The organism is Kutzneria viridogrisea DSM 43870, assembly GCF_000525635.1.
Taxonomy (GTDB): domain Bacteria; phylum Actinomycetota; class Actinomycetes; order Mycobacteriales; family Pseudonocardiaceae; genus Kutzneria; species Kutzneria viridogrisea.
The window spans coordinates 866,364-889,519 of record NZ_CP007155.1; the positions used below are offsets into that span (position 1 = coordinate 866,364).

At 71.2% G+C, this 23,156-nt stretch carries 25 protein-coding genes; 18 read left to right on the forward strand and 7 right to left on the reverse strand.

The annotated features are described in order from the left end of the window. Positions 1 to 3: 3 nt before the first annotated feature. A complete protein-coding gene (locus KALB_RS04170; protein ID WP_025354468.1) occupies positions 4 to 1,404 on the reverse strand; it encodes an MSCRAMM family protein in 1,401 nt (466 codons plus the stop codon). A gap of 400 nt (positions 1,405 to 1,804) precedes the next feature. Here KALB_RS04170 and KALB_RS04175 point away from each other — a divergent pair, with 400 nt between their 5' ends. After that, positions 1,805 to 2,575, forward strand: coding sequence for a Bax inhibitor-1/YccA family protein (locus tag KALB_RS04175; RefSeq protein WP_025354469.1), 771 nt, complete (start codon positions 1,805 to 1,807; stop codon positions 2,573 to 2,575). Between the two features lie 487 nt (positions 2,576 to 3,062). Here the strand turns inward: KALB_RS04175 and KALB_RS04180 are convergent, their stop codons facing one another. Beyond that, positions 3,063 to 4,283 carry an acetyl-CoA C-acetyltransferase gene (locus KALB_RS04180; RefSeq protein ID WP_025354470.1) on the reverse strand — a complete coding sequence of 407 codons (1,221 nt, stop codon included), beginning with the start codon at positions 4,281 to 4,283 and terminating at the stop codon, positions 3,063 to 3,065. Between the two features lie 77 nt (positions 4,284 to 4,360). Then, positions 4,361 to 5,272, reverse strand: coding sequence for an SGNH/GDSL hydrolase family protein (locus KALB_RS04185; RefSeq protein WP_025354471.1), 912 nt, complete (start codon positions 5,270 to 5,272; stop codon positions 4,361 to 4,363). Positions 5,273 to 5,407: 135 nt separating this feature from the next. On the opposite strand from KALB_RS04185, the gene KALB_RS04190 reads away from it, so the two are divergent. The 5 genes from KALB_RS04190 to KALB_RS04210 all read left to right on the forward strand — a co-directional run bounded on the left by KALB_RS04190 (position 5,408) and on the right by KALB_RS04210 (position 10,368). Continuing rightward, entirely contained in the window at positions 5,408 to 6,778 is a 1,371-nt protein-coding gene (locus tag KALB_RS04190; protein WP_025354472.1) for a cystathionine beta-synthase, read from the forward strand. Positions 6,779 to 6,941: 163 nt separating this feature from the next. Further along, the gene (locus KALB_RS04195; RefSeq protein ID WP_025354473.1) at positions 6,942 to 8,150 is read left to right on the forward strand and encodes a hypothetical protein; all 1,209 of its coding nucleotides are present in this window, start codon (positions 6,942 to 6,944) and stop codon (positions 8,148 to 8,150) included. Between the two features lie 58 nt (positions 8,151 to 8,208). Next, positions 8,209 to 8,700, forward strand: a complete 492-nt coding sequence (locus tag KALB_RS04200; protein ID WP_025354474.1) for an RDD family protein — start codon at positions 8,209 to 8,211, stop codon at positions 8,698 to 8,700. Further along, on the forward strand, positions 8,697 to 9,164 hold the full coding sequence (locus tag KALB_RS04205; protein ID WP_025354475.1) for a hypothetical protein: 468 nt from the start codon (positions 8,697 to 8,699) through the stop codon (positions 9,162 to 9,164). Before KALB_RS04200 ends, KALB_RS04205 begins: the two co-directional genes overlap by 4 nt. Positions 9,165 to 9,213: 49 nt before the next feature. Next, a complete protein-coding gene (locus tag KALB_RS04210) occupies positions 9,214 to 10,368 on the forward strand; it encodes a cystathionine gamma-synthase (RefSeq protein ID WP_025354476.1) in 1,155 nt (384 codons plus the stop codon). 552 nt (positions 10,369 to 10,920) lie between these two features. On the opposite strand, the gene KALB_RS04215 is transcribed toward KALB_RS04210, so the two are convergent. Beyond that, entirely contained in the window at positions 10,921 to 11,178 is a 258-nt protein-coding gene (locus KALB_RS04215) for a hypothetical protein (protein WP_025354477.1), read from the reverse strand. A 147-nt stretch (positions 11,179 to 11,325) separates the two neighbouring features. Between KALB_RS04215 and ilvA the strand changes: the two genes are divergently transcribed. The 11 genes from ilvA to KALB_RS04270 all read left to right on the forward strand — a co-directional run bounded on the left by ilvA (position 11,326) and on the right by KALB_RS04270 (position 20,099). Beyond that, a complete protein-coding gene (gene ilvA / locus KALB_RS04220; RefSeq protein ID WP_025354478.1) occupies positions 11,326 to 12,534 on the forward strand; it encodes a threonine ammonia-lyase in 1,209 nt (402 codons plus the stop codon). A 143-nt stretch (positions 12,535 to 12,677) separates the two neighbouring features. Next, positions 12,678 to 13,097, forward strand: coding sequence for a minor capsid protein (locus KALB_RS04225; protein WP_025354479.1), 420 nt, complete (start codon positions 12,678 to 12,680; stop codon positions 13,095 to 13,097). 49 nt (positions 13,098 to 13,146) lie between these two features. After that, a complete protein-coding gene (locus KALB_RS04230) occupies positions 13,147 to 13,608 on the forward strand; it encodes a phage tail tube protein (RefSeq protein WP_025354480.1) in 462 nt (153 codons plus the stop codon). Beyond that, on the forward strand, positions 13,605 to 13,997 hold the full coding sequence (locus tag KALB_RS04235) for a hypothetical protein (RefSeq protein ID WP_025354481.1): 393 nt from the start codon (positions 13,605 to 13,607) through the stop codon (positions 13,995 to 13,997). Before KALB_RS04230 ends, KALB_RS04235 begins: the two co-directional genes overlap by 4 nt. After that, a complete protein-coding gene (locus tag KALB_RS04240) occupies positions 13,994 to 14,206 on the forward strand; it encodes a Gp15 family bacteriophage protein (protein ID WP_025354482.1) in 213 nt (70 codons plus the stop codon). The genes KALB_RS04235 and KALB_RS04240 overlap by 4 nt, the downstream gene beginning before the upstream one ends. A 16-nt stretch (positions 14,207 to 14,222) precedes the next feature. Next, positions 14,223 to 16,004 carry a phage tail tape measure protein gene (locus tag KALB_RS04245; RefSeq protein WP_025354483.1) on the forward strand — a complete coding sequence of 594 codons (1,782 nt, stop codon included), beginning with the start codon at positions 14,223 to 14,225 and terminating at the stop codon, positions 16,002 to 16,004. Beyond that, positions 16,004 to 16,873 (forward strand): phage distal tail protein, encoded by an 870-nt coding sequence (locus KALB_RS04250; protein WP_025354484.1) that lies wholly within the window; start codon positions 16,004 to 16,006, stop codon positions 16,871 to 16,873. Before KALB_RS04245 ends, KALB_RS04250 begins: the two co-directional genes overlap by 1 nt. A 20-nt stretch (positions 16,874 to 16,893) precedes the next feature. Then, on the forward strand, positions 16,894 to 18,144 hold the full coding sequence (locus KALB_RS43625; RefSeq protein ID WP_025354485.1) for a hypothetical protein: 1,251 nt from the start codon (positions 16,894 to 16,896) through the stop codon (positions 18,142 to 18,144). A 1-nt stretch (position 18,145) separates the two neighbouring features. Then, a complete protein-coding gene (locus tag KALB_RS04260) occupies positions 18,146 to 19,282 on the forward strand; it encodes a hypothetical protein (protein ID WP_025354486.1) in 1,137 nt (378 codons plus the stop codon). Beyond that, on the forward strand, positions 19,282 to 19,734 hold the full coding sequence (locus tag KALB_RS04265; protein ID WP_025354487.1) for a hypothetical protein: 453 nt from the start codon (positions 19,282 to 19,284) through the stop codon (positions 19,732 to 19,734). Before KALB_RS04260 ends, KALB_RS04265 begins: the two co-directional genes overlap by 1 nt. Before the next feature lie 5 nt (positions 19,735 to 19,739). Then, the gene (locus KALB_RS04270) at positions 19,740 to 20,099 is read left to right on the forward strand and encodes a hypothetical protein (protein ID WP_148309343.1); all 360 of its coding nucleotides are present in this window, start codon (positions 19,740 to 19,742) and stop codon (positions 20,097 to 20,099) included. Between the two features lie 43 nt (positions 20,100 to 20,142). Here the strand turns inward: KALB_RS04270 and hppD are convergent, their stop codons facing one another. Continuing rightward, positions 20,143 to 21,315 carry a 4-hydroxyphenylpyruvate dioxygenase gene (gene hppD / locus KALB_RS04275; protein WP_030107874.1) on the reverse strand — a complete coding sequence of 391 codons (1,173 nt, stop codon included), beginning with the start codon at positions 21,313 to 21,315 and terminating at the stop codon, positions 20,143 to 20,145. 156 nt (positions 21,316 to 21,471) lie between these two features. Here hppD and KALB_RS04280 point away from each other — a divergent pair, with 156 nt between their 5' ends. Next, the gene (locus KALB_RS04280) at positions 21,472 to 21,948 is read left to right on the forward strand and encodes an Lrp/AsnC family transcriptional regulator (protein ID WP_030107875.1); all 477 of its coding nucleotides are present in this window, start codon (positions 21,472 to 21,474) and stop codon (positions 21,946 to 21,948) included. A 45-nt stretch (positions 21,949 to 21,993) separates the two neighbouring features. Here KALB_RS04280 and greA read toward each other — a convergent pair whose 3' ends face one another. After that, positions 21,994 to 22,491: a transcription elongation factor GreA gene (greA, locus tag KALB_RS04285; RefSeq protein ID WP_025354491.1), complete on the reverse strand. Its 498-nt coding sequence runs from the start codon at positions 22,489 to 22,491 to the stop codon at positions 21,994 to 21,996. 214 nt (positions 22,492 to 22,705) lie between these two features. Further along, on the reverse strand, positions 22,706 to 23,131 hold the full coding sequence (locus KALB_RS04290) for a DUF4307 domain-containing protein (RefSeq protein ID WP_035967022.1): 426 nt from the start codon (positions 23,129 to 23,131) through the stop codon (positions 22,706 to 22,708). Between the last annotated feature and the right edge of the window lie 25 nt (positions 23,132 to 23,156).

A 23,156-nucleotide genomic window follows, 5' to 3' on the forward strand; every position in this document is an offset into this window, starting at 1 on the left:
GGGTCAGCGGCCGCTGGCCACGTGACGGCGCCAGAGCAGGCCGATCGCGCTCAGCCCGGCCAGCACCAGCACGCCGAAGCCGACCAGCGCACCGGGCTGGATCTGGGTGACCACGGCCGCGTTGGCGACCACGGGACCGTCACCGGCCGGGATGTGCACCGGAACGGTCGGCGTGTTCGGCTTGTTGGTCAGGCTCAGCGCGAGCACCTCACCGGGCTTGACGCTGCCGCACACCGAGGGCGGCGACTTGGGGTCGAAGCCCTGCTCGTACCCGGCGGGAGCGGACACCTCGATGATGCAGATGTCCTGCGGGGTGCGCAGGTCGGGCACGGTGGCCGTGCCGTCGGCACCGGTGGTCAGCACCAGCGGCTTGCCGTCCTGGCCGGTCAGGTTCGACCCGTCCTGCTTGACCGCGGGCGCGGTCTTGTCCGCCGCGGTGACCCGCAGCGAGACCCCGGCGATGCCCTTGTTGGTCGTGGCGTCGGTCTTGGTGACCTTCACCTGGCCGGGGGCGGTGGTCGCGGGCACCTTGGCCGAGCCGGTCAGCTTCTTCTCCCCGCCCGTGGAGACCACGTGCTGGGTGTTGACGTCCACCGGCTTCTGCACCACGGGCCGGTCGGCCGGGCTGTCCACGCTGAACGACACCGAGGGGTTCGCCCCGGTCGGGGTCACGTCCAGCACCAGCGGCCCGCCGTCGGCCGGGGTGCTGACCTGGGTGGCGCCCACCTTGGCGTCGGCCAGGGTCAGCGCGACGGGCACGTTGCCCATGCCCTTGCCCTTGGCGTTGGTGACCTGCACGGTCCACTTGCCCGGCGTGCCGATGACCTGCGGGCCGGTGGGCGGGGTGATCTTGGCCGTCCACGGGCCCCGGTTGGCCTCGGCGTCGGACCGGAGCTTGTCCACCGCCGCCTTGGCGTCGGCGGGTAGCGAGTTCAGGTGACCGGTGATGTCGTACCCGATCTCCTTGAAGGTCTTGTTCGGGTCCAGGCGCGGGTCGCCCTTGGGCACCCCGGAGGTCCAGGTGTGCAGCAGGTGCGCCAGCGCCGCGGAGTCCCCGTTGGCCTGCGTGCCGCCGTAGCGCAGCAGCAGGTAGGAGATGTTCGCGGCGACGTCATCGGGCAGTGCGTTGCCCCACTTGTCCTTCAGCACGTCGCCCGGCTGGTACTTCTCGTCGCTGTTGGGCGCCTTGTAGGCGAACTCCACGCACCAGACCTGTTTGCCGTCGACGAGGTAGGACCCCATCCAGTCGGTCTTGTCCGGGTTGCCCTTGTACGGCTGCGCGGGCACGTCGTAGCCGTGCCCGTTGACCGGTTTGGCAAGCGCGACACCCGGTGCCGCCACCAGGGTCACCCCGGTCAGCAGCGCCGCTCCGGTCACCCCAGCGACCAGTTTGCTCAGTCCCATGTCGGTCCTGTGCTCCTTATGGAATGGGCGCCGTGCTGCTTCCCCGCGGCACGCCGCCCCACGTGTGGTCGGAACTCTCCCAGATGGCGACCGACCCCGTCCCCCGACGACGAGGAGTACGCACCACCACGCCTGCGAGCCTGGCTGGCGCGCGGGTGGTCGGACAAGCCGCCAGCGGGAGGATGTCCGAGCACACTCTGTGTGTCAAGGATGTGTGAAGTTGGCGATCATCCGAACGCCGTTGGGCCATTCGGTGCACAAGATCGACTCCAAACGGGTCTGCGGGGCGCTCGGGAGGGGTGGTGCGGGCCGAGTAAAGTGAGCTTTGCCCGTCGGGGAACCCTTCGGCCCTCGCGGCCGTTGACCCAGATGTAGGCGCCACACGTTCCAGGAGGACCAGGTGCGCACAACCAGCAACCCCGCGTTCCGCAACCTGCCCGGAGGCGGTCAGGGCGGCTACGCGGGCTTCGGCCAGCAGCAGACCGCGCCCGGGTACCCGGCCCCGCCGACCGCCGCCGACCGACCGATGACCATCGACGACGTGGTCACCAAGACCGCCGTGACGCTGATCACCGCCGTGGTGACCGGTGGGCTCGCGGTGGTGCTGAACTTCCCGATGTGGACCGCCTTCGCGGCGATGCTCGTCGGCTTCGTGCTCTCGCTGGTGATCATCTTCAAGCAGGTGGTCAACCCCGCGCTGGTGCTGGCCTACTCCGCCGCCGAGGGTGTGTTCCTGGGCGCGATCACCCAGCTGTTCAACCGGTGGGTGCCCGGGGTGGCACTCCAGGCGATCATCGGCACGGCGATCGTGTTCGCCACCATGCTGGTGGTCTACCGGGTCGGCGCGGTGAAGGTGACGCCCCGCCTGACCAAGTGGATCATCGGCGCGACCGCCGGTGCCGCCGGTCTGATGCTGCTCAACCTGATCGTCTCGATGTTCACCGGTGGTGCCGGTCCGCTGCGCACCGGCGCCCTGGGCATCGTCATCAGCCTGGTGTTCATCGGCATCGCGGCCTTCAACTTCCTGCTCGACTTCGACCAGGCCGACCGGGCGCTGCGCTCGGGCGCCCCGGCCCGCTTCGCCTGGTACATCGCCTTCGGCCTGATGACCACCCTGGTCTGGCTGTACCTGGAGATGCTGCGCCTGCTCGCCTCCCTCCAGCGCAACTAGTCCCCACCACGCCAAAGGGGCCGCCCCACCCGGGACGGCCCCTTCGCGCGTCTTCGCGCCGGTCTCTGGACCGCCGGCTCAGTTCGGCCGCGTCTTTTCAGCGGGCGAACTGAGCCAAGGGAAGAGACCGGACCTAAGCGAAGACGCCGCGATCCGGAGGATCGCCAAGAGCGAAGCGGGCACAGCCACCCCCAACCGACACCCACGCCCGCTCGGGAGAGCCCGCATCAGTCCAGCGGGCGACCCGAGTAACCCCGCAAGCGCCGACACACCGTCCCGCAAGCGCCGACACACCGTCCCGGAACGCCGAACACACGCGCCGCGAAGCGCCGACACGCGCGTCCGCAACGTCCGACACGCGGGGCATGAACCGCCGACACGCGCACCCAGCCCGGGACTCACGCCCCCCAGACCGGGACTCGCGCTCCCCAGGGCGGGACTCGCGGGGAATGCGGCGAGTCCCGCCCACTGGCGGGCGAGTCCCGCGCTAGCTCAGCCGCTCCAGCACCATCGCCATGCCCTGGCCGCCGCCCACGCACATCGTCTCCAGGCCGAACTGCTTGTCGTGGAACTGCAACGAGTTGATCAGCGTGGTGGCGATGCGCGCGCCGGTCATGCCGAACGGGTGGCCCACGGCGATGGCGCCGCCGTTGACGTTCAGCTTCTCCAGCGGGATGCCCAGGTCCTTGTAGGAGGGGATGACCTGCGCGGCGAAGGCCTCGTTGATCTCGACCAGGTCGATGTCGCCGATGGACAGACCGGCCTTGGCCAGCGCCCGCTTGGAGGCCTCGACCGGGCCCAGCCCCATGATCTCCGGGGACAGGCCGGACACGCCGGTGGACACGATGCGGGCCAGCGGGGTCAGGCCCAGCTCCTTGGCCTTGGTGTCGCTCATCACGACCAGGGCCGCGGCGCCGTCGTTGAGCGGGCAGCAGTTGCCCGCGGTGACCCGGCCGTCGGGGCGGAACACCGGCTTGAGGGTGGCGGTCTTCTCCAGGGTGACCCCGGCGCGCGGGCCGTCGTCGGTGGCGACCACGGTGCCGTCGGGCAGGGTCACCGGGGTGATCTCGCGGGCCCAGAACCCGTCGGCGATGGCCTTCTCGGCCAGGTTCTGCGAGCGGACGCCGAACTCGTCCATCTCCGCGCGGCTGACGTCCTTGAGCAGGGCCAGGTTCTCCGCGGTCTGGCCCATGGCGATGTAGACGTCGGGGACCTGGTTGTCCTCGCGGGGGTCGTGCCACTCGTCGGCCCCGTGCTCGGCGACCGCCGCGGTGCGGGCGGCGGCGTCGGCGAACAGCGGGTTCTGCGTGTCGGGCAGGCCGTCGGAGCTGCCCTTGGCGAACCGGGACACGGTCTCCACACCGGCGGAGATGAACACCTCACCCTCACCGGCCTTGATGGCGTGGAAGGCCATCCGGGTGGACTGCAGGCTGGACGCGCAGTACCGGGTGACGGTGCAGCCGGGCAGGTGGTCCATGCCGGACAGCACCGAGACGACCCGGCCGATGTTGTAGCCCTGCTCCCCGCCGGGCAGGCCGCAGCCCATGATCAGGTCGTCGATGAGGGTCGGGTCCAGCGAGGGCACCTTGTCCAGGGCCGCGCGCACGATCTGCACTGCCAGGTCGTCGGGCCGGATGGACACCAGCGATCCCTTGCCCGCCCGGCCGATCGGGGATCGGGCTGCGGAGACGATGACGGCTTCGGGCATCGCGAAACTCCTTCGGTTCGCCTACTGGCTGGTAACTCCCAGCAGCGTAGAACCTCAGCAGTCCCGTCAGGGTGTGGTCAAGCTCTCCCGAGCCCGCGGTTCACCCGTGCGATCAGCCGGGCGGTCGGCCGCCGCGACTCGGCCAGCTGGGAGCGGGTGGGCAGGCTGGGCAGCGGGCCGCCGGTCCACACCCCGGCCACCGAGCACAGCGCGGGCAGCAGCACCGAGGCGGCCTGCTCGTACCCGGCGGCGCTGGGGTGGAACTGGTCGGAGCTGAACAGGTCGGCGGGCCGGGTGAGGAAGTCCGGGGCGAGCAGGTCGGCCAGCGGCACGGCCAGGGCGCCCGCCTTGGCCACGGCCCGGCACTGGGCGCGGGACAGCAGCAGGCTCCAGGTCCGCGCGTAGGAGCGCAGCGGCTGCGCCAGCGGGCGGACCGTGCCCAGGTCGGGGCAGGTGCCCACGACCACGCCGGTACCGGCCTGGCGCAGGCGGCCCAGCTCGCGGACCAGTTTGGCCACCGACTGCGGGATGGGTAGCTGCACGGTCACGTCGTTGGCGCCGATGATGATCAGCGCCACGTCCGGGGGCCGGCCCGCCAGCGCCCGGTCCACCTGCGCGGCCAGGTCCCGGGTGGTCGCGCCGACCACGGCGTGGGTGTCCAGCCACACCGGGCGCCCGGACTCCTCGGCCAGCTCCCTGGCGAGCAGCACACCGGGCAGCTGCTCCGGCCCGTCCACGCCAAGGCCCGCGGCCATCGAGTCGCCGAACACCGCGAAGCGCAGCGGGGCCCGGTCCACCTCCAGCACCGGCAGCGGGCCGCGCCCGTCCGGCAGGTACATGCCGTCGCCAAGGAACGGCGGGTCCACCGGTATGCCGATGACCTGTTCGGCCTTCTTCGCCTGGACCAGCATCAACTGGTACAGCGCACCGGACAGCCCGCCGAGGGCGCCCAGCGCCACCGCCGCCCTGCGAAACCCGTGCACAGCCATAGTCACCCTCCCCCGGTGCCGCACCAGTTCCATCGTCGGCTAGGCCGTTGGGGTTAACACGGCGAACCGGCTGGCTGTTCCCGGATCGGGTTAGGCTGCGGTCGTCCAACAGACGAATGACATAAGGGGAATCCGGTGGAGTACGTCGAACACGTCGTCGACCTGGTCGGCAACACCCCGCTGGTGCGGCTGAACTCGTTGACCCGGGACCTCAAGCCGCTCGTGCTGGCGAAGGTGGAGTACCTCAACCCCGGCGGCAGCGTGAAGGACCGCATCGCGCTGCGCATGGTGGAGGCGGCCGAGCGCTCCGGCGAGCTCAAGCCGGGCGGCACCATCGTCGAGCCCACCTCGGGCAACACCGGGGTCGGCCTCGCGTTGGTCGCCCAGCGCAAGGGCTACAAGTGCGTGTTCGTCTGCCCGGACAAGGTCAGCGAGGACAAGCGCAACGTGCTCAAGGCCTACGGCGCCGAGGTGGTGGTCTGCCCGACCGCGGTGGCCCCTGAACACCCCGACTCCTACTACAACGTCTCCGACCGGCTGGTCAGCGAGATTCCCGGCGCCTGGAAGCCCAACCAGTACGCCAACCCGGAGAACCCGGCCAGCCACTACCACTCCACCGGCCCCGAGCTGTGGCGGCAGACCGAGGGGCGGATCACCCACTTCGTGGCCGGCGTCGGCACCGGCGGCACCATCTCCGGCACCGGCCGGTACCTCAAGGAGATCTCCGAGGGCCGGGTCAAGGTCATCGGCGCCGACCCGGAGGGCTCGGTCTACTCCGGCGGCACCGGGCGCCCGTACCTGGTGGAGGGCGTTGGCGAGGACTTCTGGCCGACCACCTACGACCGCGGCGTCTGCGACGAGATCATCCCGATCTCCGACGCCGACTCCTTCGAGGTCACCCGCAAACTGGCCCGCGAGGAGGGCCTGCTGGTCGGCGGCTCCTGCGGCATGGCCGCCGCGGCGGCCCTCAAGCTGGCCGAGCGCTGCGGCCCCGAGGACGTGATCGTGGTGCTGCTGCCCGACGGCGGCCGCGGCTACCTGTCCAAGGTCTTCAACGACAGCTGGATGTCCTCCTACGGCTTCCTCTCGCCCGACCACTCCGGGGCCAGCGTGGGCGACGTGCTGCGCCGCAAGGACGGCACCATGCCCGAACTGGTGCACGTGCACCCGAACGAGACGGTGGCCGAGGCCGTGGCCATCCTGCGCGAGTTCGAGGTCTCGCAGATGCCGGTGGTCAACGCCGAGCCCCCGGTCATGGCGGCCGAGGTGGCCGGTGCGGTCAACGAGCGTGACCTGCTGGACGCCCTGTTCACCGGCAAGGCCCAGCTGGCCGACCGGGTGGAGAACCACATGTCCCCGCCGCTGCCGACCATCGGCGCTGGTGAGCCGGTGGGTTCGGCCATGCAAGCGCTGTCCAACGCCGACGGCGCGATGGTGCTGGTGGACGGCAAGCCCGCGGGCGTGGTGACCAGGCACGACATCCTGGGCTTCCTCGCGGGCAGGTGATCGCGGGGGGCGGGGGCGGCGGTCGGGCGTATCCGCTAGCGTTACGCCCGACTTGACGTCAAGGGCCCAAGGGGGTTGGAAACCCAGTGAGCGAGCTTGCGAGCGAACCAATGGGCACAGGGCCGGCGCGAAGCGCTGCGCCGAGCGCCAGCGAGGTGCGGCGATGAGCGACTCACAGCCGCCTCAGAACGGTGAGTCCGCAGGGGTGAACCCGGACGCCACGCAGGTGGTGAACTCCGGGGCCCAGCCCCCGGCCGCCGAGTCCCCGGACGCGAACAAGACGCAGGTGGTGCAGCCGGGTGCGATCACCCCGCCGCCGATGCCCGCGACGACCCCGCCCCCGGCCGACTCCACCCAGATGGTGCCGCCCGGCACCATGCCGCCGCCCGGGCCCACCTACAGCCCGCCCGGCTACTCGACCCCGGCCAGCAGCCCACAGCCGGTGCAGCCCGCCTTCGGGCAGCCGCCCGCGGACCCCTCGGCACAGCAGCCCCAGGCGTTCGGCCAGCAGCCCCCCTCGGGTGGCTTCCCCGGTCAGCCCGGGGCCGTGCCGGGGGCCCAGCCGTGGGGTGCCCCGCAGCAGCCCCAGGCGTTCGGCCAGCAGCCCGGGGCCAGCCCGTTCGGCGGCCAGCAGCCCGGCAGCCCGTACGGCCAGCCGCAGCAGCCCTCCTGGGCCACCCAGCAGCCCGGCGCCATCGGCCAGGCCCCGTACTCGGTGGGCGGGGGCGGCAGCAACACGCTGGCCGTGGCGATGTGGGTCACGATCGGGTACTGCGCCCTGAGCGCGATCCTCGGCATCTTCGGTCTGATCGGCACGCTCTCGCTGCTGGGCGCCGCCTCCCGCTACGGGGTCGGCGGCCTGGGCGTGGTGGCCGTCGTGATCGTGGCGGTGAGCCTGATCGTCTCGATCGGTGCCGGTGTGTGCGCGTGGTTCGGCGGCCAGGGCAAGAGCTGGGGCCGCATCGCCGTCACGGCGCTGCTCGGCCTCGGCATCCTGAGCTCGCTGTACTCCCTGGTCAACGGCTCCGGGTTCAGCGTACTGGGTATCCTGATCTCCGGCGGCATCATCGCCCTGTGGTGGATCCCGTCCACCACGCAGGCGATGCTCGCCAAGGAGGGTGGCGCCCCCGCCGGTGGCGGTTTCGGCCAGCCCAGCTACGGCCAGCCCGCCAACCCGTACGGCCAGCAGCAGCCCTTCGGCGCCCAGCCGCAGACCTACGGCCAGCCGCAGGCCAACCCGTACGGTCAGCCGCAGGCCAACCCGTATGGCCAGCAGCCGAGCACCGGTGGCTTCCCGCAGCAGCAGCCGCCGCCCGCCAACCCCTACGGCCAGCCCCCGCAGGGCGGCCAGCAGGGCCCGTACGGCTACTGATCCGCAGCGTTGAGGCCGCCGCCCTCCTCCGTGGGGGCGGCGGCCTTATCGTTGTCCGGTGAGCTTCGCGCAGCCCTCCTGGGGCACCCAGCTCTGGTACGGGCCGCCCACCCCACGCCCGGTCGCCAGCTGGGGCCGACGCCTGGGCGGCACCCTGGTCGACGCCCTGTGCTGCGCCATCATCGGCGGGCTGGCCTGGCTGTTCGCCGTTGCCCTGCCCAGCGGGGTCGGCGCGGTCTGCGCCCTGGTGACCCTGGGCTGGCTCGTGGCCTTCGCGGTGTGGAACTTCGTGCACCGGCAGGGCGTCACCGGGCAGACCGTGGGCAAGTCGGTGGTCGGCGTGCAACTGGTCGGCCAGGGCACGGGCGCCCCGATCGGGCCGTTCGCCTGCGCCGTGCGGCAGGCACTGCACCTGGTGGACCTGCTGCCGCTGGGCGCGGGCTTCCTCGCCGCCGCCTGGGACCCGCGCGGTCGCACCTGGGCGGATCGCCTGGTCAACACGCTGGTGGTCCCCGCACCCCCGGACCTCGCTCGTATCTTGGGATCATGAGCCCGCGTCGGCCCTCTGCCGTCACCACCGTCATCACCGGGCTGCTCGCCCTGGCGGCGGGCCTCTACCAGCTGTACCTGTTCTGGCCGTACCTGGAGTACCCCGGTTACCTGGACTACCAGCTGGACCGGCCCAGGGCGTTCACCATGCAGGTCGCCCTGCTGGTGGCGGGCGTCGCCCTGGTGGCCGGGCCCGCACTGCTGCTGATGCGCCGGCGCGCGGGCCGCGCCCTGCTCGTGTCCGGCGGGGTCCTGCTCGTGGTGACCAGGTTGCTCGCGGGCTTCTTCGACGGCGGCCCGTTCATCTGGCAGCAGATCGACTACTACGGCGCCTATCCCGCGCTGGTGGGCTGGGCGGCCATGCTGGTGGCCTCTGCCGCCGCGATCCTCGGCGTGGTACCCGCCACCAGCGACTACCTGCGCCACGACCGGGCTGAGCAGGGCGAGTTGTCCAGCCAGTGGTAGCCGTCACCGACCTTTCGGCCCAGCGCCGTTCGCGCCGTAAGCTCTTGCCATGACGGACCACACCGACCGATTCGGCTTCGAGACCCGGGCGATCCACGCCGGCCAGGAGCCGGACCCGCGCACCGGCTCGGTCATCGTGCCCATCTACCAGACCTCCACCTTCGCCCAGGACGGCGTCGGCGGACTGCGGGCAGGTGGCTACGAGTACTCGCGCACCGCCAACCCCACGCGGACCGCGCTGGAGGAGTGCCTGGCCTCGCTGGAGGGCGGCCGCCACGCGCTGGCCTTCTCCTCGGGCATGGCCGCCTCGGACATCACCCTGCGCGCGCTGGTGCGGCCCGGGGACCACCTGGTGATCCCGGACGACGCCTACGGCGGCACCTTCCGCCTGGTGGACAAGGTCTTCAGCCAGTGGGGCGTGGAGCACACCCCGGTGCACCTGTCCGACGTGGACGCCGTGCGCGCCGCGATCCGGCCCAACACCAAGGCGATCTGGGTGGAGACGCCCACCAACCCGCTGCTGGGCATCGCCGACATCTCCGCGCTGGCCGACGTGGCCCGCCAGGCACAGGCCCGGCTGGTCGTGGACAACACCTTCGCCACCCCGTACCTGCAGTCCCCGCTGGGCCTGGGCGCCGACGTGGTGCTGCACTCCACCACCAAGTACCTGGGCGGCCACTCCGACGTGGTCGGCGGCGCGGCGATCACCTCCGACGACGAACTCGCCGAGAAGTTCGCCTTCCTGCGCAACGCCGCGGGCTCGGTGCCCGGCCCGTTCGACTCCTGGCTGACCCTGCGCGGGCTGAAGACCCTCGGCGTGCGCATGGACCGGCACAGCGACAACGCCGAGCGCGTGGTCCAGGCGCTGGTCAAGCACCCGAAGGTCACCAAGGTGTACTACCCGGGTCTGCCCGAGCACCCCGGCCACGAGGTCGCCGCCAAGCAGATGCGCCGCTTCGGCGGCATGGTCTCGTTCACCGTGGCCGGTGGCGAGCAGGCCGCGCTGGACCTGTGCTCGCGCACGAAGCTGTTCACCCTCGCCGAGTCGCTGGGCGGCATCGAGTCGCTGATCGAGCACCCCGGCAAGATGACCCACGCCAGCACCGCGGGCTCCGCACTCCAGGTGCCCGACGACCTGGTGCGCCTGTCGGTGGGCATCGAGGACGTGGAGGACCTGATCGAGGACCTGCTCGGCGCGTTCTGATCCAACCCCCTGAGCGGGCCGCCCCGGCGAGTCCCGCTCAGGGGGTGTGAGTCCCGGGCTCCTGTGTGTGAGTCCCACTCTCTTGCGCGTGAGTCCCGGTCTGGCGCACGTGAGTCCCGGTCTGGGGGGCGTGAGTCCCGCGCTGGGGGGCGCGGGTCGGCGCTTCTTGGCCTGCGTGTCAGACGTTGCGGACGTGCGTGTCGGCGCTTCGCGGTGTGCGTGTTTGGCGTTGCGGGGTGGTGTGTCGGCGCTTGGTGTCGGCGTTTGCGGGGTTGCTCGGGTTCGCCCGCTGGAAAGACGCGGGCTCTCCCCGAGCGGGCTTGGGCGTTCGCTGGGGACGGCTGTGCCCGCTTCGCTCTCTGCGATCCTCCGGATCGCGGCGTCTTCGCTTGGGTCCGGTCTCTTCCCTTGTCCCAAGATGATCACTGGAAAGATGTGATCATCTTGGGCCTGCGGTCCAGAGACCGGCGCGAAGACGCGGGACCGGCGCGAAGACGCGGGGCGCGGGGTGTGGGACAGGGCCCGGCGTGAGGTGGGGGCCTGCGGGAAGGGTTAGGGGCGCAGGGCGCGGGCGGAGTTGCCCTGGTCGCCGGAGCCCGCGGCCTCGTGCGCGGGGGCGCCGGGGAAGTCCTGTTTGCCCACGCAGCTGCCGACCAGTTCCACCACGCCGTTGGCGTGCTGGACGTAGCGGCCGGCGTCGGCGCAGCCGGTCTCGGAGACGGTGAACACGGCGGCGCCGGTCAGCGCCGCGGCGGTGGCCACCGCTCCCACCAGCGGCAGCACCCCGGCAAGACGTGCCAAGCGTGCCATGCCACCTCCAAGATGTGTGTCGCGGTCTACTACGTGCCGAGCACCGTGAGCGGTTCACTGCCCGGTCTGCCGCGAAGACGTGCCCAAGCCTACTCGCACCGGGCGGTGCGTGCGGGCGACCGGTCCGTCACTGGCAGTATCTACCCCATGGAGCTGGTCACGGTGGATCACGTCCTGGCCGCTCAGAAGGTGCTGCGGGGCGTGGTGCGGCAGACGCCGGTGGAGTCCTCGCGGGTGCTCGCCGACTGGCACGGCGGCGAGGTCTACCTCAAGTGCGAGAACCTCCAGCGCACCGGTTCGTTCAAGCTCAGGGGCGCCTACACGCGGATCCACGGGCTCACTGCGCAGGAGCGCGCACGCGGGGTGGTCGCCGCCAGCGCGGGCAACCATGCCCAGGGTGTGGCGCTGGCCGCCTCGCTGCTGGACACCGAGGCCACCGTGTTCATGCCGGAGCGGGTGCCGCTGCCCAAGCTGGACGCCACCCGCGGTTACGGGGCGGACGTGCACCTGACCGGTGAGGTGTTCGACGACACCCTGGCCGCGGCCGTGGAGTTCGCCGAGCGCACCGGTGCGGTCTTCATCCACCCGTTCGACCACCCTGACGTGATCGCCGGTCAGGGCACCCTGGGCCTGGAGGTGCTCGACCAGGTGCCGACCGCGGGCACCGTGCTGGTCGCCGCTGGCGGCGGCGGGCTGGTCGGCGGGGTCGCCGCCGCCGTGCGCGGGCTGCGACCCGAGGTGCGGGTGGTCGGGGTGCAGGCCGAGCAGGCCGCCGCGCTGCCGCCCTCGCTGGCCGCGGGCGAGCCCGTGCGGCTGCCGCAGGTGCACACCATGGCCGACGGCATCGCGGTGGGCCAGCCCGGTGCGGGCACGTTCCGGCACGTGGCCGAGTTGGTGGACGAGGTGGTCACGGTCACCGAGGGCTCGCTGTCGCGGGCGGTGCTGCTGTGCATGGAGCGGGCCAAGCAGGTCGTGGAACCGGCCGGTGCCGCCGCGGTGGCCGCGCTGCTCCAGCACCCGGGCCGGTTCCCCTCGCCGGTGGTGGCGGTGCTGTCCGGGGGCAACGTGGACCCGATCCTGCTGCTGAAGATCATCCGTCACGGCATGACCGCCGCTGGCCGCTACCTGGCGCTGCGGCTGCGCATCCCCGACCGGCCCGGCAGCCTGGCCGGGCTGCTCTCGCTGCTGGGCGAGCGCGGGGTCAACGTGCTGGACGTGGAGCACACGCGTATCTCCGGCGCGCTCGAGTTGGGCGAGGCCGAGGTGGGGCTGAACCTGGAGACGCGGGGGATCGGGCACTGTGCGGAACTGGTATCCGTACTGCGCAACGCCGGATACACGGTGCTGGCCTCCTGACGTACGGCCGGAAGGTGTAATCCGTAGAACGAGGTTGACACCCGCGACTCGGTTCGTCCTATTATTGGGGAAGAACGTCTGATTTCTGCGGTAACGGCTCGGGGGAGCGGGCGGCATTTCTGCCGTTCGCGCTGGAGGCTGCGATGACGCTGCTCGAGGAATTCGCGAGACTGTTGCAGGAGTTCGGGCTGGGTTCCTACCAGCCCGCAGGAGGCGGCACGATCGTCCTGGCGGTGCCGCCCGCCACGCCCGACGCGGTGCTCGTGCTGACCAGGGCCGCCGGGCTCGACGCCGACTCGACCCTGCCATACGACACGCCAACTGTGCAGGTCAGGGTGCGTGGCGCGGTCAAGGACGCGGTGGGGGCCGAGGGCACGGCGCAGGCGGTGTACGACGCGTTGCACGGGCTGGGCAGCCGCGCGCTGCCCGGCGGCACCTGGCTGGTACTGGGCCTGGCCACCGGCGGCGGACCGGTTTACGCCGGACGTGATTCAGCCGATCGCGATCAGTGGGATGTGTCCTTCCGTATGGAGTTGCACCGCCCGGTCGGTAATCGGCGGTGACGATGTCTGTCCACTTGGGTGTGCTTCTGGAGTGGGGGAACAATCAATCATGCCAACCGTCAAGATCAATGCTCGTGATCTCGTGATCCAGGTCGCCGAGGCCGACGGAAAGACGTGGAGCCAGATTGGCGGCCTCAATTCCGCGGTGCCCAACGCCGGGGACAACGAGGAGGTCGTGGACACCACGACATTCGATTCCGGGGGTTACTACGAGCAGGAGGTCGTGCAGCGCGGGGCCACCCTGGGCCTGGAGGGCTACCTGTTGCAGGACCCGAGCACCACAGCGCAGGACCCCGGCCAGGCCAGGGTGGAGTTCCTGGCCACCCAGGTGGGCCCGGCCAGCCTGGGCAAGGTGCGCTTCCGGCACACCCTGGACAAGGCGTGGCGGGTCTGGACGGCCACCTTCAGCATGGGCGAGCAGGGCGGCGGCAACAACGACAAGGCGGCGTGGAAGGCCACCATCGCTCGCTCGGGCCAGCCCACCACCGAGCCCGTGGCGGCCACCCAGTGACCGCCGCCGAGCAGGACGAGGTCGTCGACTACGACTTCGACGAGGCGTGGCGCGAGCGCAAGGCCGCGCGGGTGGCGCCGAGGATCCGGTTGCTGGGCAAGGTCTACACCCTGCCGAACTCGTTGCCCGCCAAGCTGATCCTGTTCGCGGTCTCGGCGCGGCGCGCGGGCCGCGCGGCCAGCGAGGAGGTCAACGCCGAGGAGGCGTTCGACATGCTGGCCGCCCTGCTGGGTGAGTCGAACCTGCGCGACCTGCTGGACCGGGGCCTGGAGATCGACGACCTGCCCGACCTGCTGGGCACCTGCCAGCGGGTCTACCAGGAGCGCCAGTCGGGAAACGGGTCGGCCCCCGCGACGACGGGGGCGAACGGGAGCACGCCGTCCGCATGATCCTGCGGCACTGGCGCCTGGTCTACGCGGACTGGCGGCGCGAGTACGGCAGAGACCTGATGGCCGACCTGGACGCGGGCCTGTCCTGGTGGGAGTTCGCCGCACTGCTGACCGGGCTCTCGGCGGACAGCGTGTGGCGGCAGGTCACCGCGAACGAGCCGGTGGAGCTGAGCAGCGAGACGGCCCGCTCGGTCATCGCCAACCTGTAGGAGGAGGGGGACAGGCGTGGCACTCACCGTCGGTGAGCTGACGGTCGGCCTTCGGCTGGACAGCGGTGCCTTCGGGCAGAGCCTGGCCGTGCTGCGGCGTGAACTGGAGGCGACCTTCGTCAAGACGGTGGCCACCCGCGCCGCGCCCGCCCTGGCCCAGCTGCGCAAGCTGCTGATGTCGGCGGTGCGCGGGGCGGTGCTCACCGTGGCGCGGGCGATCTCCACGCGGCTGGGCAGGGCGATGATCGGGCTCCGGCAGTCGGTCAAGCAGGCCAGCGCCCCGCTGCAGTTCCTGGCCAAGCTGCTGCGGGCGGTGCTGTTGCCCGCGCTGCTGGCGCTCTCGCACGACGGGGCCAGGTCCTTCGCCCGGCTGGCCTCGGCCTCGGTCGCCGCGGCGGGCACGGCCTCGACCGCGATCACCACCGTGGTCTTCGGCCTGGACTGGCTGGCGGGTCGTGCGCTGGGCACCGCCACGACGATGATCACCGCTTGGGCCCTGGCGATCTCCCCGGTACCGCTGGTGCAGGCCGCCGTGCTGGGACTGGCGGCGGCGATCACCGCTGCCTGGCAGGCACTGGTGCTGGAGACGGCCACCGACTTCACCGCGATCTGGACCTTCGTCACCGGCACCTGGCTGCTGATCACCCAGGCCGTGCAGGCCGGGCTGGACCTGGTGATGCAGGCCGCCGCGCTGGCCTGGCAGCTGGTGCTGGACAACACCGTGGTCATGTGGACGGCCATCGGGCTCGCCATCCAGACCTCGCTGGCCGCCGTGGTGCTCGGCGTGGCGCTGGCCTGGCAGCAGGTGCTCGACGGCACGACCGTGTTCTTCACCGCGCTGTGGACCTACGTGCAGACGATCTGGGCCACCATCCTGCTGACCGTGCAGCTGGCCACCTCGGCGATCTTGCAGGACGTGCTGGCCGCCTGGCAGCTGGTGCTGGACGCGACGACCCTCGCGTTCGGTGCGCTGGCACTGGTCACCCTGGCCGCGTGGACGCTCGTCCTGCAGGCCGTGCAGCAGGTCAGTTCGCTCGTGGTGAGCACCGTCGTGCAGGCGTGGCAGGCGGTTCTGGACTGGACCAGCGCGGCCTTCAACCAGCTCTACGGCAACCTCACCGCGAACCTCAACGCGCTGCTGAACTTCGTGATCAACTGGACCTCCGCCATGCTGGGCGCGTTCGAGGGCCTGCGGCCACTGCCCGGCATCGTCACCGGGATCTTCCAGTCCATGGCCGACTCGGTGAACGCTGTGCTCAACGGCCTGGAATCCATGGTGCGAGGCCGGTCCGCGCAGATCGCGGGCGCGCTCAACGAGATCGCCGGCGCCTTGCGGTCCATCGGCGACGAGGCCGCGGGTGCGTGGTGGAAGATGCTGCTGATCGGCGCCGCGGCCGGACTGACCGGCTTCATCCTCACGCTGTGCTCCGAGGCCATCCTCACCGGCTCGTTCGTGCTCGACCGGATGGCCGCCGCTATCCAGCACCTGGCCGACTCGATCAGGTCCCTGGTGGACGCGGTACGCGCGGCGGGCAACCTGATCGGTGACTTCTTCAAGTGGGTCGGCGGCCTGTTCGGCGCCAGGAGCTTCAGCCTCGGGGTGTCCGGAGTGGACAACCTCGGTGCGCTGTCCTCGCCGCGCCCGCTCGACTTCGGCACTCCGGCGCCTGCCTACGGCGGCCTGCTCACCGCCGCGGGGGCGGGCGGCATGTACATCGAGAACTTCTACGCCACCCCGAGCCAGAGCCCGGTGGAGATCGCCGCGGAACTGGACTGGATGGCGAAAGGAGGCGGCTGATGACCCCCGGCGAGCTGATCACCACCGACGGGCAGCTGGAGTGGCGCGGGGTGCTGCTCGGCACGGCCAGCCCGTACCGGATGACCAAGCTGGAGGGCTGGCTGGACCTGGCCGAGGTGCGGGGCCAGGACACGCCAAGACCCACGCACGGGCTGTTGCAGGGCTCCCAGCTGATGGGCAAACGGGTCGTCACGCTGACCTACCTGATCAAAGGCGTGCCGGTGGAGTCCTTCGGTGCCGCCGTGGCCACCCTGCGGGCGATCACCGCACCGGCCGAGCGCCCGCTGGAGGAGCCGCTGGTGATTCGGCTGGACGGCCAGTCCTGGCAGGTGAACGCGCGCTGCGTGCGGCGCTCGATCAACGTGGCGAAGTACTACTCGCTGGGCTACACCACCGGCTCGATCCAGTGGCAGGCAACCGATCCCCGGCTGTACTCCACTGTGGAGTCCACCTCGGCGACCGGCCTGGCGGCCCCGCAGACCGACGGCCTGCCCTTCCCGCTGGTGTTCCCGCTGGTGATGGGCACCGGACGGCAGGGCGGGGTGCTGCTCGCGCGCAACGCCGGGGACGTGGCGACCTGGCCGGTGCTGGTGGTCACCGGCCCGGTGCTCGGCCCGGTGATCACCAACCGGGACACCGGGCAGCGGCTGGTGTTCGACCCCGCCTTCCCCGTGGCGGCCGGGCAGCGGCTGGTGCTCGACACCGACACCAGGACCGTGCTGCTCAACGGGGCCAACCGCAACGACAGGCTGCTGACCCGCCAGTGGTTCCCGATCCCGGCGCACGGCTCGGTGCACATCGGGTTCGAGGCGGGCGGCTTCGACCCGGCGGCCCGGCTCACCGCCCGCTGGCGGCACGCCACCATCTGAGAAGCACAGGGGGAGAGATCATGGCTGAGCGCAACTCGTGGGCTGTGTCGGACGCACCGAACGGGGTGATCACCACCGAGGACGCGCGGCTGGCGCTGTCCGCGCTGGCGCAGCCTGGCGCGGACCCGGTGAGCGCGCGGCAGGGCCTGCGCGCGGCGCCGGGCGACCCCGGCCGGGTCTCGGCCGCCGCCAAGCCGGACGCCACGGTGACCGTGCAGCCCTTCCAGATGTTCATGCAGTCCAAGCGGGGGCTCGGCAACTACGTGCAGACCCTGGACCGGGCCAAGACCCTGGACCTGATCACCGACCACCCGGCGGACTCGAAGAACCCGCGCATCGACCTGATCATCGCCCAGCAGACCGACAAGTTCTACGGGGACACCGTCAACGGCTTCCTGGTGACCCAGGTGGTCGGCACCGCCTCGGGTACCCCGAACCCGCCGACGGTGCCCGGTCCCGGCGACTACCTGGAACTGGCCCGCGTGCGGATCCCGGCCAGTGCCAAGGAGATCACCGCGGACATGATCGAGGACCGCAGGCAGGGCTCGGTGGTGGGACTGGGCGGGGTGGTGCCGCTGCGCGGGGTCGCCGAGCGCGCCCAGCTGACCGCCTACCCCGGACTGACCACGTACCGGGCCGACCGCGGCTGGCTGGAGGTCAGCGACGGCACGGCGTGGCGGGTGCCCGGTGTGCCGGTCTGCGCCTCCCCGAACGAGCTGTCCACGATCAGCAGTCCGTACCAGGGCCAACTGGTGGCCAGCATCCAGGACGGCCTGCTCTACCAATGGGACGGCGCGAAGTGGGTGGGTGTCGCCGGGGGCGTGGGCGGCATGCGGCACGAGGCCCGCTACGAGGTCCGCGCGGGCCAGGAGCAGAACTTCCCGCAGAACCTGGACACCAGGATCAAGTTCCCCACCGCGACCTACACCAGCCCGGACGTGAGCCCGTCCAGCGACAACAGCGTGTTCACCCTGAACCGGGCCGGGCTGTGGAGCATCTCGGTGAGCCTGCGCATCAACGCCCCCGGCGGGGACGGCTTCTACGAGGTCTACGTGGCCATCACCGACGGTGCCAACCTCGGGATGCGCTACGCCAACCAGCACGATGACCGCAGGGCGGTCGTGCCCGGCTCGATCAGTTGCGCCACCGAGTACCGCTTCACCGCCGGTGACACGGTCAGCGTCATCCTGTGGACCTCGGCGGCGCAGAACCGCAACACCCAGGCGTGGACCAGCCTCAACAACATCACCCTGACCTGGTTGAGGTCCTGAGGTGGCCTACACGTACCTGTTCTCCGACCTGGTCACCAACCAGACCCTGGCCGAGCTCCCGCTCACCTCGGTGCGGTTCGGCAAGAAACTCTGTGGCACAGGGCAGCTTTCGGCCACGCTCTCGCTGGGCGACCCGAGGGTGCAGGCCGCCGACCCGTACGACCTGAGCACGCCCGCGCGGCGGGTGGTCTACGTGCTGCGCGAGGACGAGCCGGTGTGGGGCGGGCTGGTCTGGACCCGCAGGTACGACTCCGCCACCGGCCGGATCTCCTTGGGCTGCGGGGACTTCTGGTCCTACTACGACCACCGCAAGGTGTTGCCGGTGCTGCCCGAGCAGGCGTATCACGACCCGACCCGCGTGGCCAGGCTGGACCCGGTGCGCTTCGAGGAGATGGACCAGAACGACATCGCGCGCGGCCTGCTCGCGGTGGCCGCCCGGCACCAGGGCGGGGACATCGGGGTGCGCGCGGACCCGGACAGCCTGTCCGGGATCCGGCGCAGCCGCGCCTACTTCGCCTACCAGAACGTCAGCGTCGGGGACGCGCTGCGCAAGCTCTCGCAGATCCAGGACGGACCGGACATGATGTTCGACGTCGGGCCGCTGGACGCGGGCGGCAGGCCGAGCCGGGTGCTGCGGCTGGGCACGCCGCGGCTGGGCCAGCAGGGCACCGCGCACGTGTGGGAGTTCGGCGGCAACCTGATCAGCTACACCTGGCCCTCCGACGGCACACGCATGGCCACCCGGATCTTCGCCGACGGGGACGGTACCGAGCGGGCAACGCTGATCGCGGTGGCCGAGGACCGGGACCGGTACCGGGACGGCTGGGCCTTGCTGGAGGGTGAACGCGGTTACACCGGGGTGAGAGATCCCGCCGAACTCCAGGCGCACGCCGCCGCCGACCAGCGGGCCGCGCGGCTGCCGGTGGCCCTGCCCACCCTGCTGGTGCACGGCGGGCTGCCGCCGGGCGTCGCCGAGATCGGCATGGGCGACGACGCGCGGGTGATCGTCGAGGACCTGTTCCACACCGGCGGGCTGGACACCCGGATGCGGGTGGTCGGCCTGGACGTGGCCGTGGGCGACCACGGGGACGACACCGTCACGCTCACCGTGAACCCGCTGATCGAGGACGCCGTCTGATGGGACTGACCAACCTGCCGAGCAACCTGCTCGACCAGATCACCCAGCTGCGCGCCGAACTCGCCGAGCTGCGCAAGCGACCGGCCGCCGTGCCGCCGCCGGTGCGGTTCAGCCCGGTGCGCGCCCAGGATCTGCCGGTGGTCACCGCCGCCGAGTTCGAGACGGTCTGGGCCGCCCGGCTGACCGTGCTGTGCCCGCTGCTCACCCTGGACACCCTCGACGGCTGCGAGGCGGGCACCTCGGGTGAGGGCCAGATCCTGATCACCGACGAGAGCACCGGGCAGGGCGCCGTGGTGGCGTCCTGGACCTGCGCGCCGGGCCTGGTGCGCACCTCCCGCGGGCCGTACGCGCTGACCGGTACCCGGCTCGTGGTCGCCGTGCGGTACCGGCGTACCTCGGGCACCGGCTCGGTGCGCGCAGCGGTCACCGACTCCGCGCAGCAGAGGGGTTGACCGAGATGAGACTGAGGATCCTCGCGGTGGCCGGGCTCGTCACCGCGACGGCGCTGGTGCCGGGCGTGGTCCAGGCCCGCACACAAGGGCCCGCCGAGGTGCCCTGCGGGACCTCCGCCGACGTGGACGGGGCGGGCGGCTGGTGGCTGTACTGGCGCAACTGCTGGGGTGACGGCGGGCGCCCGGTGGCCCCGGTCTGGTCCAACGGCAAGGGCAACGTCTACGTCAACGTGCGCACCTCGAACGGCACGAACCTGTGCAAGTTCATCCCGCCGGGCCAGTTCGACTCCTGGCACATCGTCAGGGCCGAGCTGCCGCCCGAGGACACGAACTACACCGGGGTGGTGTTCTGCCTGACCTCCTGACGGGTGCGGGCCGACCAGACGTGTCGGCGCCGCACCCGCTGCCTCAGAGGTTGCCTCGGCGCTCCTGCTCGCGCTCGATGGCCTCGAACAGGGCCTTGAAGTTGCCCTTGCCGAAGCCCAGCGAGCCGTGCCGCTCGATCAGCTCGTAGAACACGGTCGGCCGGTCGCCGATCGGCGCGCTGAAGATCTGCAGCAGGTAGCCGTCCTCGTCCCGGTCGACCAGGATCCGGTGCTTCTTGAGCTCCTCGATGGGCAGCCGCACGTTGCCGATGCGGGCCCGCAGCTCGGGGTCGTCGTAGTAGGAGTCCGGCGTGTCCAGGAACTCCACGCCCGCCTCGCGCATGGCGGTCACCGTGGTGATGATGTCGTTGGTGGCCAGGGCGATGTGCTGGCAGCCGGGGCCGCCGTAGAACTCCAGGTACTCGTCGATCTGCGACTTGCGCTTGGCCACGGCGGGCTCGTTGAGCGGGAACTTCACGCGGTGGTTGCCGTTGGACACCACCTTGCTCATCAGCGCCGAGTAGTCGGTGGCGATGTCGTCGCCGACGAACTCCGCCATGTTCACGAAGCCCATGACCTTGTTGTAGAACTCGACCCAGTAGTCCATCTTGCCGAGCTCGACGTTGCCCACGCAGTGGTCCACGGCCTGGAACAGCCGCTTGGGGGCGCCCTCGGGCCGCTTCACGGAGCTCTGCTTGGCCACGTAGCCGGGCAGGTACGGGCCGGTGTAGCGGGAGCGGTCGATCAGCGTGTGGCGGGTCTCGCCGTAGGCCGCGATGGCGGCCCTGCGCACGGTGCCGTGCTCGTCGCTGACGTCGTTGGGCTCCTCCAGCACGGTGGCCCCGTTGGCCCTGGCGTGCCGGATGCACTGGTCCACGTCGCCGACCTCGAGCGCGAGGTCGACCACGCCGTCACCGTGCGAGCGGTGGTGGTCCAGCAGCGGGCTGGTCGGGGCGACGCCCCCGTTGATCACGAAGCGCGCCGACCCCGACTTGAGCACGTAGGACTTGTGGTCCCGGTTGCCGGTCTCCGGCCCGGAGTAGGCGACCAGCTGCATGCCGAAGGCGACCTGGTAGAACCACGCGGTCTGGGTGGCGTTGCCCGCGACGAACACGACGGCGTCCATGGCCTTGACCGGGAACGGGTCCTTGGAGCCGTCGTAGTCGACCAGACCGACGAGTTGTTTGAGCGACTCGAAGCTGACGTCGTCCATCATCTCGGTCACAGTGTCCTCCTGGCGCCCCGTGCGGTGGTCAATTCGGTAGCCGAAGGATGTGCCCTGCCCGCAGGCTGAGCAACCGATGTCATTTTCACTGGACAAGGTGCTCAGTGTGATCTGGTTCTCGCGCCGCGGATTGGGCAGACTGACCAGGTGAACCGGGAACCACTGGACGCGCTGGACGCGAAGCTCCTGCTGCTGCTCACCGACGAGCCGAGGCTGGGCGTGCTGGAGTGCTCGCGCCGCCTGGGCGTGGCGCGCGGCACGGTGCAGGCCAGGCTGGACCGGCTGGACGCCAGCGGGGTGCTGCGGGGTTTCCCGCCCGCGGTGGACCTGGCCGCGATGGGCTACGGGCTGACGGCCTTCGCCATCCTGGAGATCGCACAGGGCAGGCGGGCCGAGGTGGCGCAGCGGCTGGCGGCCATCGACGAGGTCTGCGAGGTGCACGCCACCACCGGCCAGGGCGACCTGCACGTGCGCATGGTCGCCAAGTCCAACGCCGACCTGCAGCGCGTGGTGGACGAGGTGGTGGACGTGGCCGGGGTCCGGCGCACGTCCACCGCCATCGCGCTGTCCACCCCGATCGAGCCCAGGGTGCGCCCGCTGCTGGAACGCATCGCCAACGACTGAGGGCCCCGGTCGCGGCGGCGACCGGGGCCCTCGCGGGTCTGTCGCTCAGCCGTTGTAGGGCACGGCCTTGATCAGGGTCACCTTCATGACCTTGCCGTTGGGCAGCTCGTACTCGCGGGTCTCGCCCTCACGCGCGCCCAGCAGGGCCTTGCCGATCGGCGAGGCGGGGGAGAACACGTCCAGCGGGCCCTCGGCGCCCTCTTCGCGGGTGGCCAGCAGGAACTGCTCGGTGTCGGTGTCACCCTCGTAACGCACCGTGAGCACCTTGCCCGCCGCGGCGGTGCCGTCGTTGGCGGGGGCCTCGCCCACCTTGGCCGCGCGCAGCAGCTCCTGGAGCTGGCGGATGCGGGCCTCCTGCTTGCCCTGCTCCTCGCGGGCGGCGTGGTAGCCGCCGTTCTCCTTGAGGTCGCCCTCCTCGCGCCGGGCGTTGATCTCCGCTGCCATGACCGGGCGGTTGGCGATCAGCTCGTCAAGCTCCTGCTTGAGCCGGTCGTAGGATTCCTGGGTCAGCCAGGTCACCTGGGTCTCCGTCACGGTCACCAACTCCTCGTCGTACTCTCCAAGTCGACGTGCTCGCACGCCGACTCCGGAACGCAAGCGCGCCCCGGCGGATTCCGAGCCGTGAGGCCCGGAACGGAAAAACACGGCCCGACGAAAGGGGCCGTGCTGTCGGACGATGATAACACGACGGCAACGCTGAGTGCGGGCCTTTTGGCTGGTCGACAGCTCGTAGCGGGCTGGTTCACCCGCTTGGCCGCTAGGGGGCCACCAGATACGCGGGCACCTGATAACTGCACCCGAACACCTCACCGCTGACTGCGCGTTTCGAGGTGTGCAGCACCGTCGTGACCGTCACCGAGGTGCCGCCGGGCGCGATGTAGACCTCGCGGCGACCGCTCTCGTCCCCGTCCGCGGAGCGGGCGCGCACGATGCAGTCGGCGGGCTTGGCCGGGTCGTCGCGGCGCACCGAGAAGCTGATCCGCACCGACCCGTCGTCGATGACCTGGCGGTCGACGCCCTCGGTCTCGATCGGCTGGGTGCCCAGGTTCTGGTAGCCGATCACGGCCACCACGAGGCCGAGCACGACGAACAGTGCGAGGCCCGCCCAGCGCAGCCAACGGGGTGCGGGTGGCTTGGCCCGCGAGCCGTAGCGGTCGGCGGGCAGTTGGCGCTGAGTGACCACCACCGCCTCCTCCCGGACTTGTCGG

Coding starts and splice junctions, on each gene's coding strand:
- KALB_RS04195 (WP_025354473.1), top strand. CDS start 6,942: ATGAGCGACTCACAGCCGCCTCAGAACGGTGAGTCCGCAGGGGTGAAC.
- hppD (WP_030107874.1), bottom strand. CDS start 21,315: ATGATGGACGACGTCAGCTTCGAGTCGCTCAAACAACTCGTCGGTCTG.
- KALB_RS04240 (WP_025354482.1), top strand. CDS start 13,994: ATGATCCTGCGGCACTGGCGCCTGGTCTACGCGGACTGGCGGCGCGAG.
- KALB_RS04170 (WP_025354468.1), bottom strand. CDS start 1,404: ATGGGACTGAGCAAACTGGTCGCTGGGGTGACCGGAGCGGCGCTGCTG.
- KALB_RS04210 (WP_025354476.1), top strand. CDS start 9,214: ATGACGGACCACACCGACCGATTCGGCTTCGAGACCCGGGCGATCCAC.
- KALB_RS04180 (WP_025354470.1), bottom strand. CDS start 4,283: ATGCCCGAAGCCGTCATCGTCTCCGCAGCCCGATCCCCGATCGGCCGG.
- KALB_RS04270 (WP_148309343.1), top strand. CDS start 19,740: ATGAGACTGAGGATCCTCGCGGTGGCCGGGCTCGTCACCGCGACGGCG.
- KALB_RS04265 (WP_025354487.1), top strand. CDS start 19,282: ATGGGACTGACCAACCTGCCGAGCAACCTGCTCGACCAGATCACCCAG.
- KALB_RS43625 (WP_025354485.1), top strand. CDS start 16,894: ATGGCTGAGCGCAACTCGTGGGCTGTGTCGGACGCACCGAACGGGGTG.
- KALB_RS04225 (WP_025354479.1), top strand. CDS start 12,678: ATGACGCTGCTCGAGGAATTCGCGAGACTGTTGCAGGAGTTCGGGCTG.
- KALB_RS04250 (WP_025354484.1), top strand. CDS start 16,004: ATGACCCCCGGCGAGCTGATCACCACCGACGGGCAGCTGGAGTGGCGC.
- KALB_RS04230 (WP_025354480.1), top strand. CDS start 13,147: ATGCCAACCGTCAAGATCAATGCTCGTGATCTCGTGATCCAGGTCGCC.
- KALB_RS04205 (WP_025354475.1), top strand. CDS start 8,697: ATGAGCCCGCGTCGGCCCTCTGCCGTCACCACCGTCATCACCGGGCTG.
- ilvA (WP_025354478.1), top strand. CDS start 11,326: ATGGAGCTGGTCACGGTGGATCACGTCCTGGCCGCTCAGAAGGTGCTG.
- KALB_RS04215 (WP_025354477.1), bottom strand. CDS start 11,178: ATGGCACGCTTGGCACGTCTTGCCGGGGTGCTGCCGCTGGTGGGAGCG.
- KALB_RS04185 (WP_025354471.1), bottom strand. CDS start 5,272: ATGGCTGTGCACGGGTTTCGCAGGGCGGCGGTGGCGCTGGGCGCCCTC.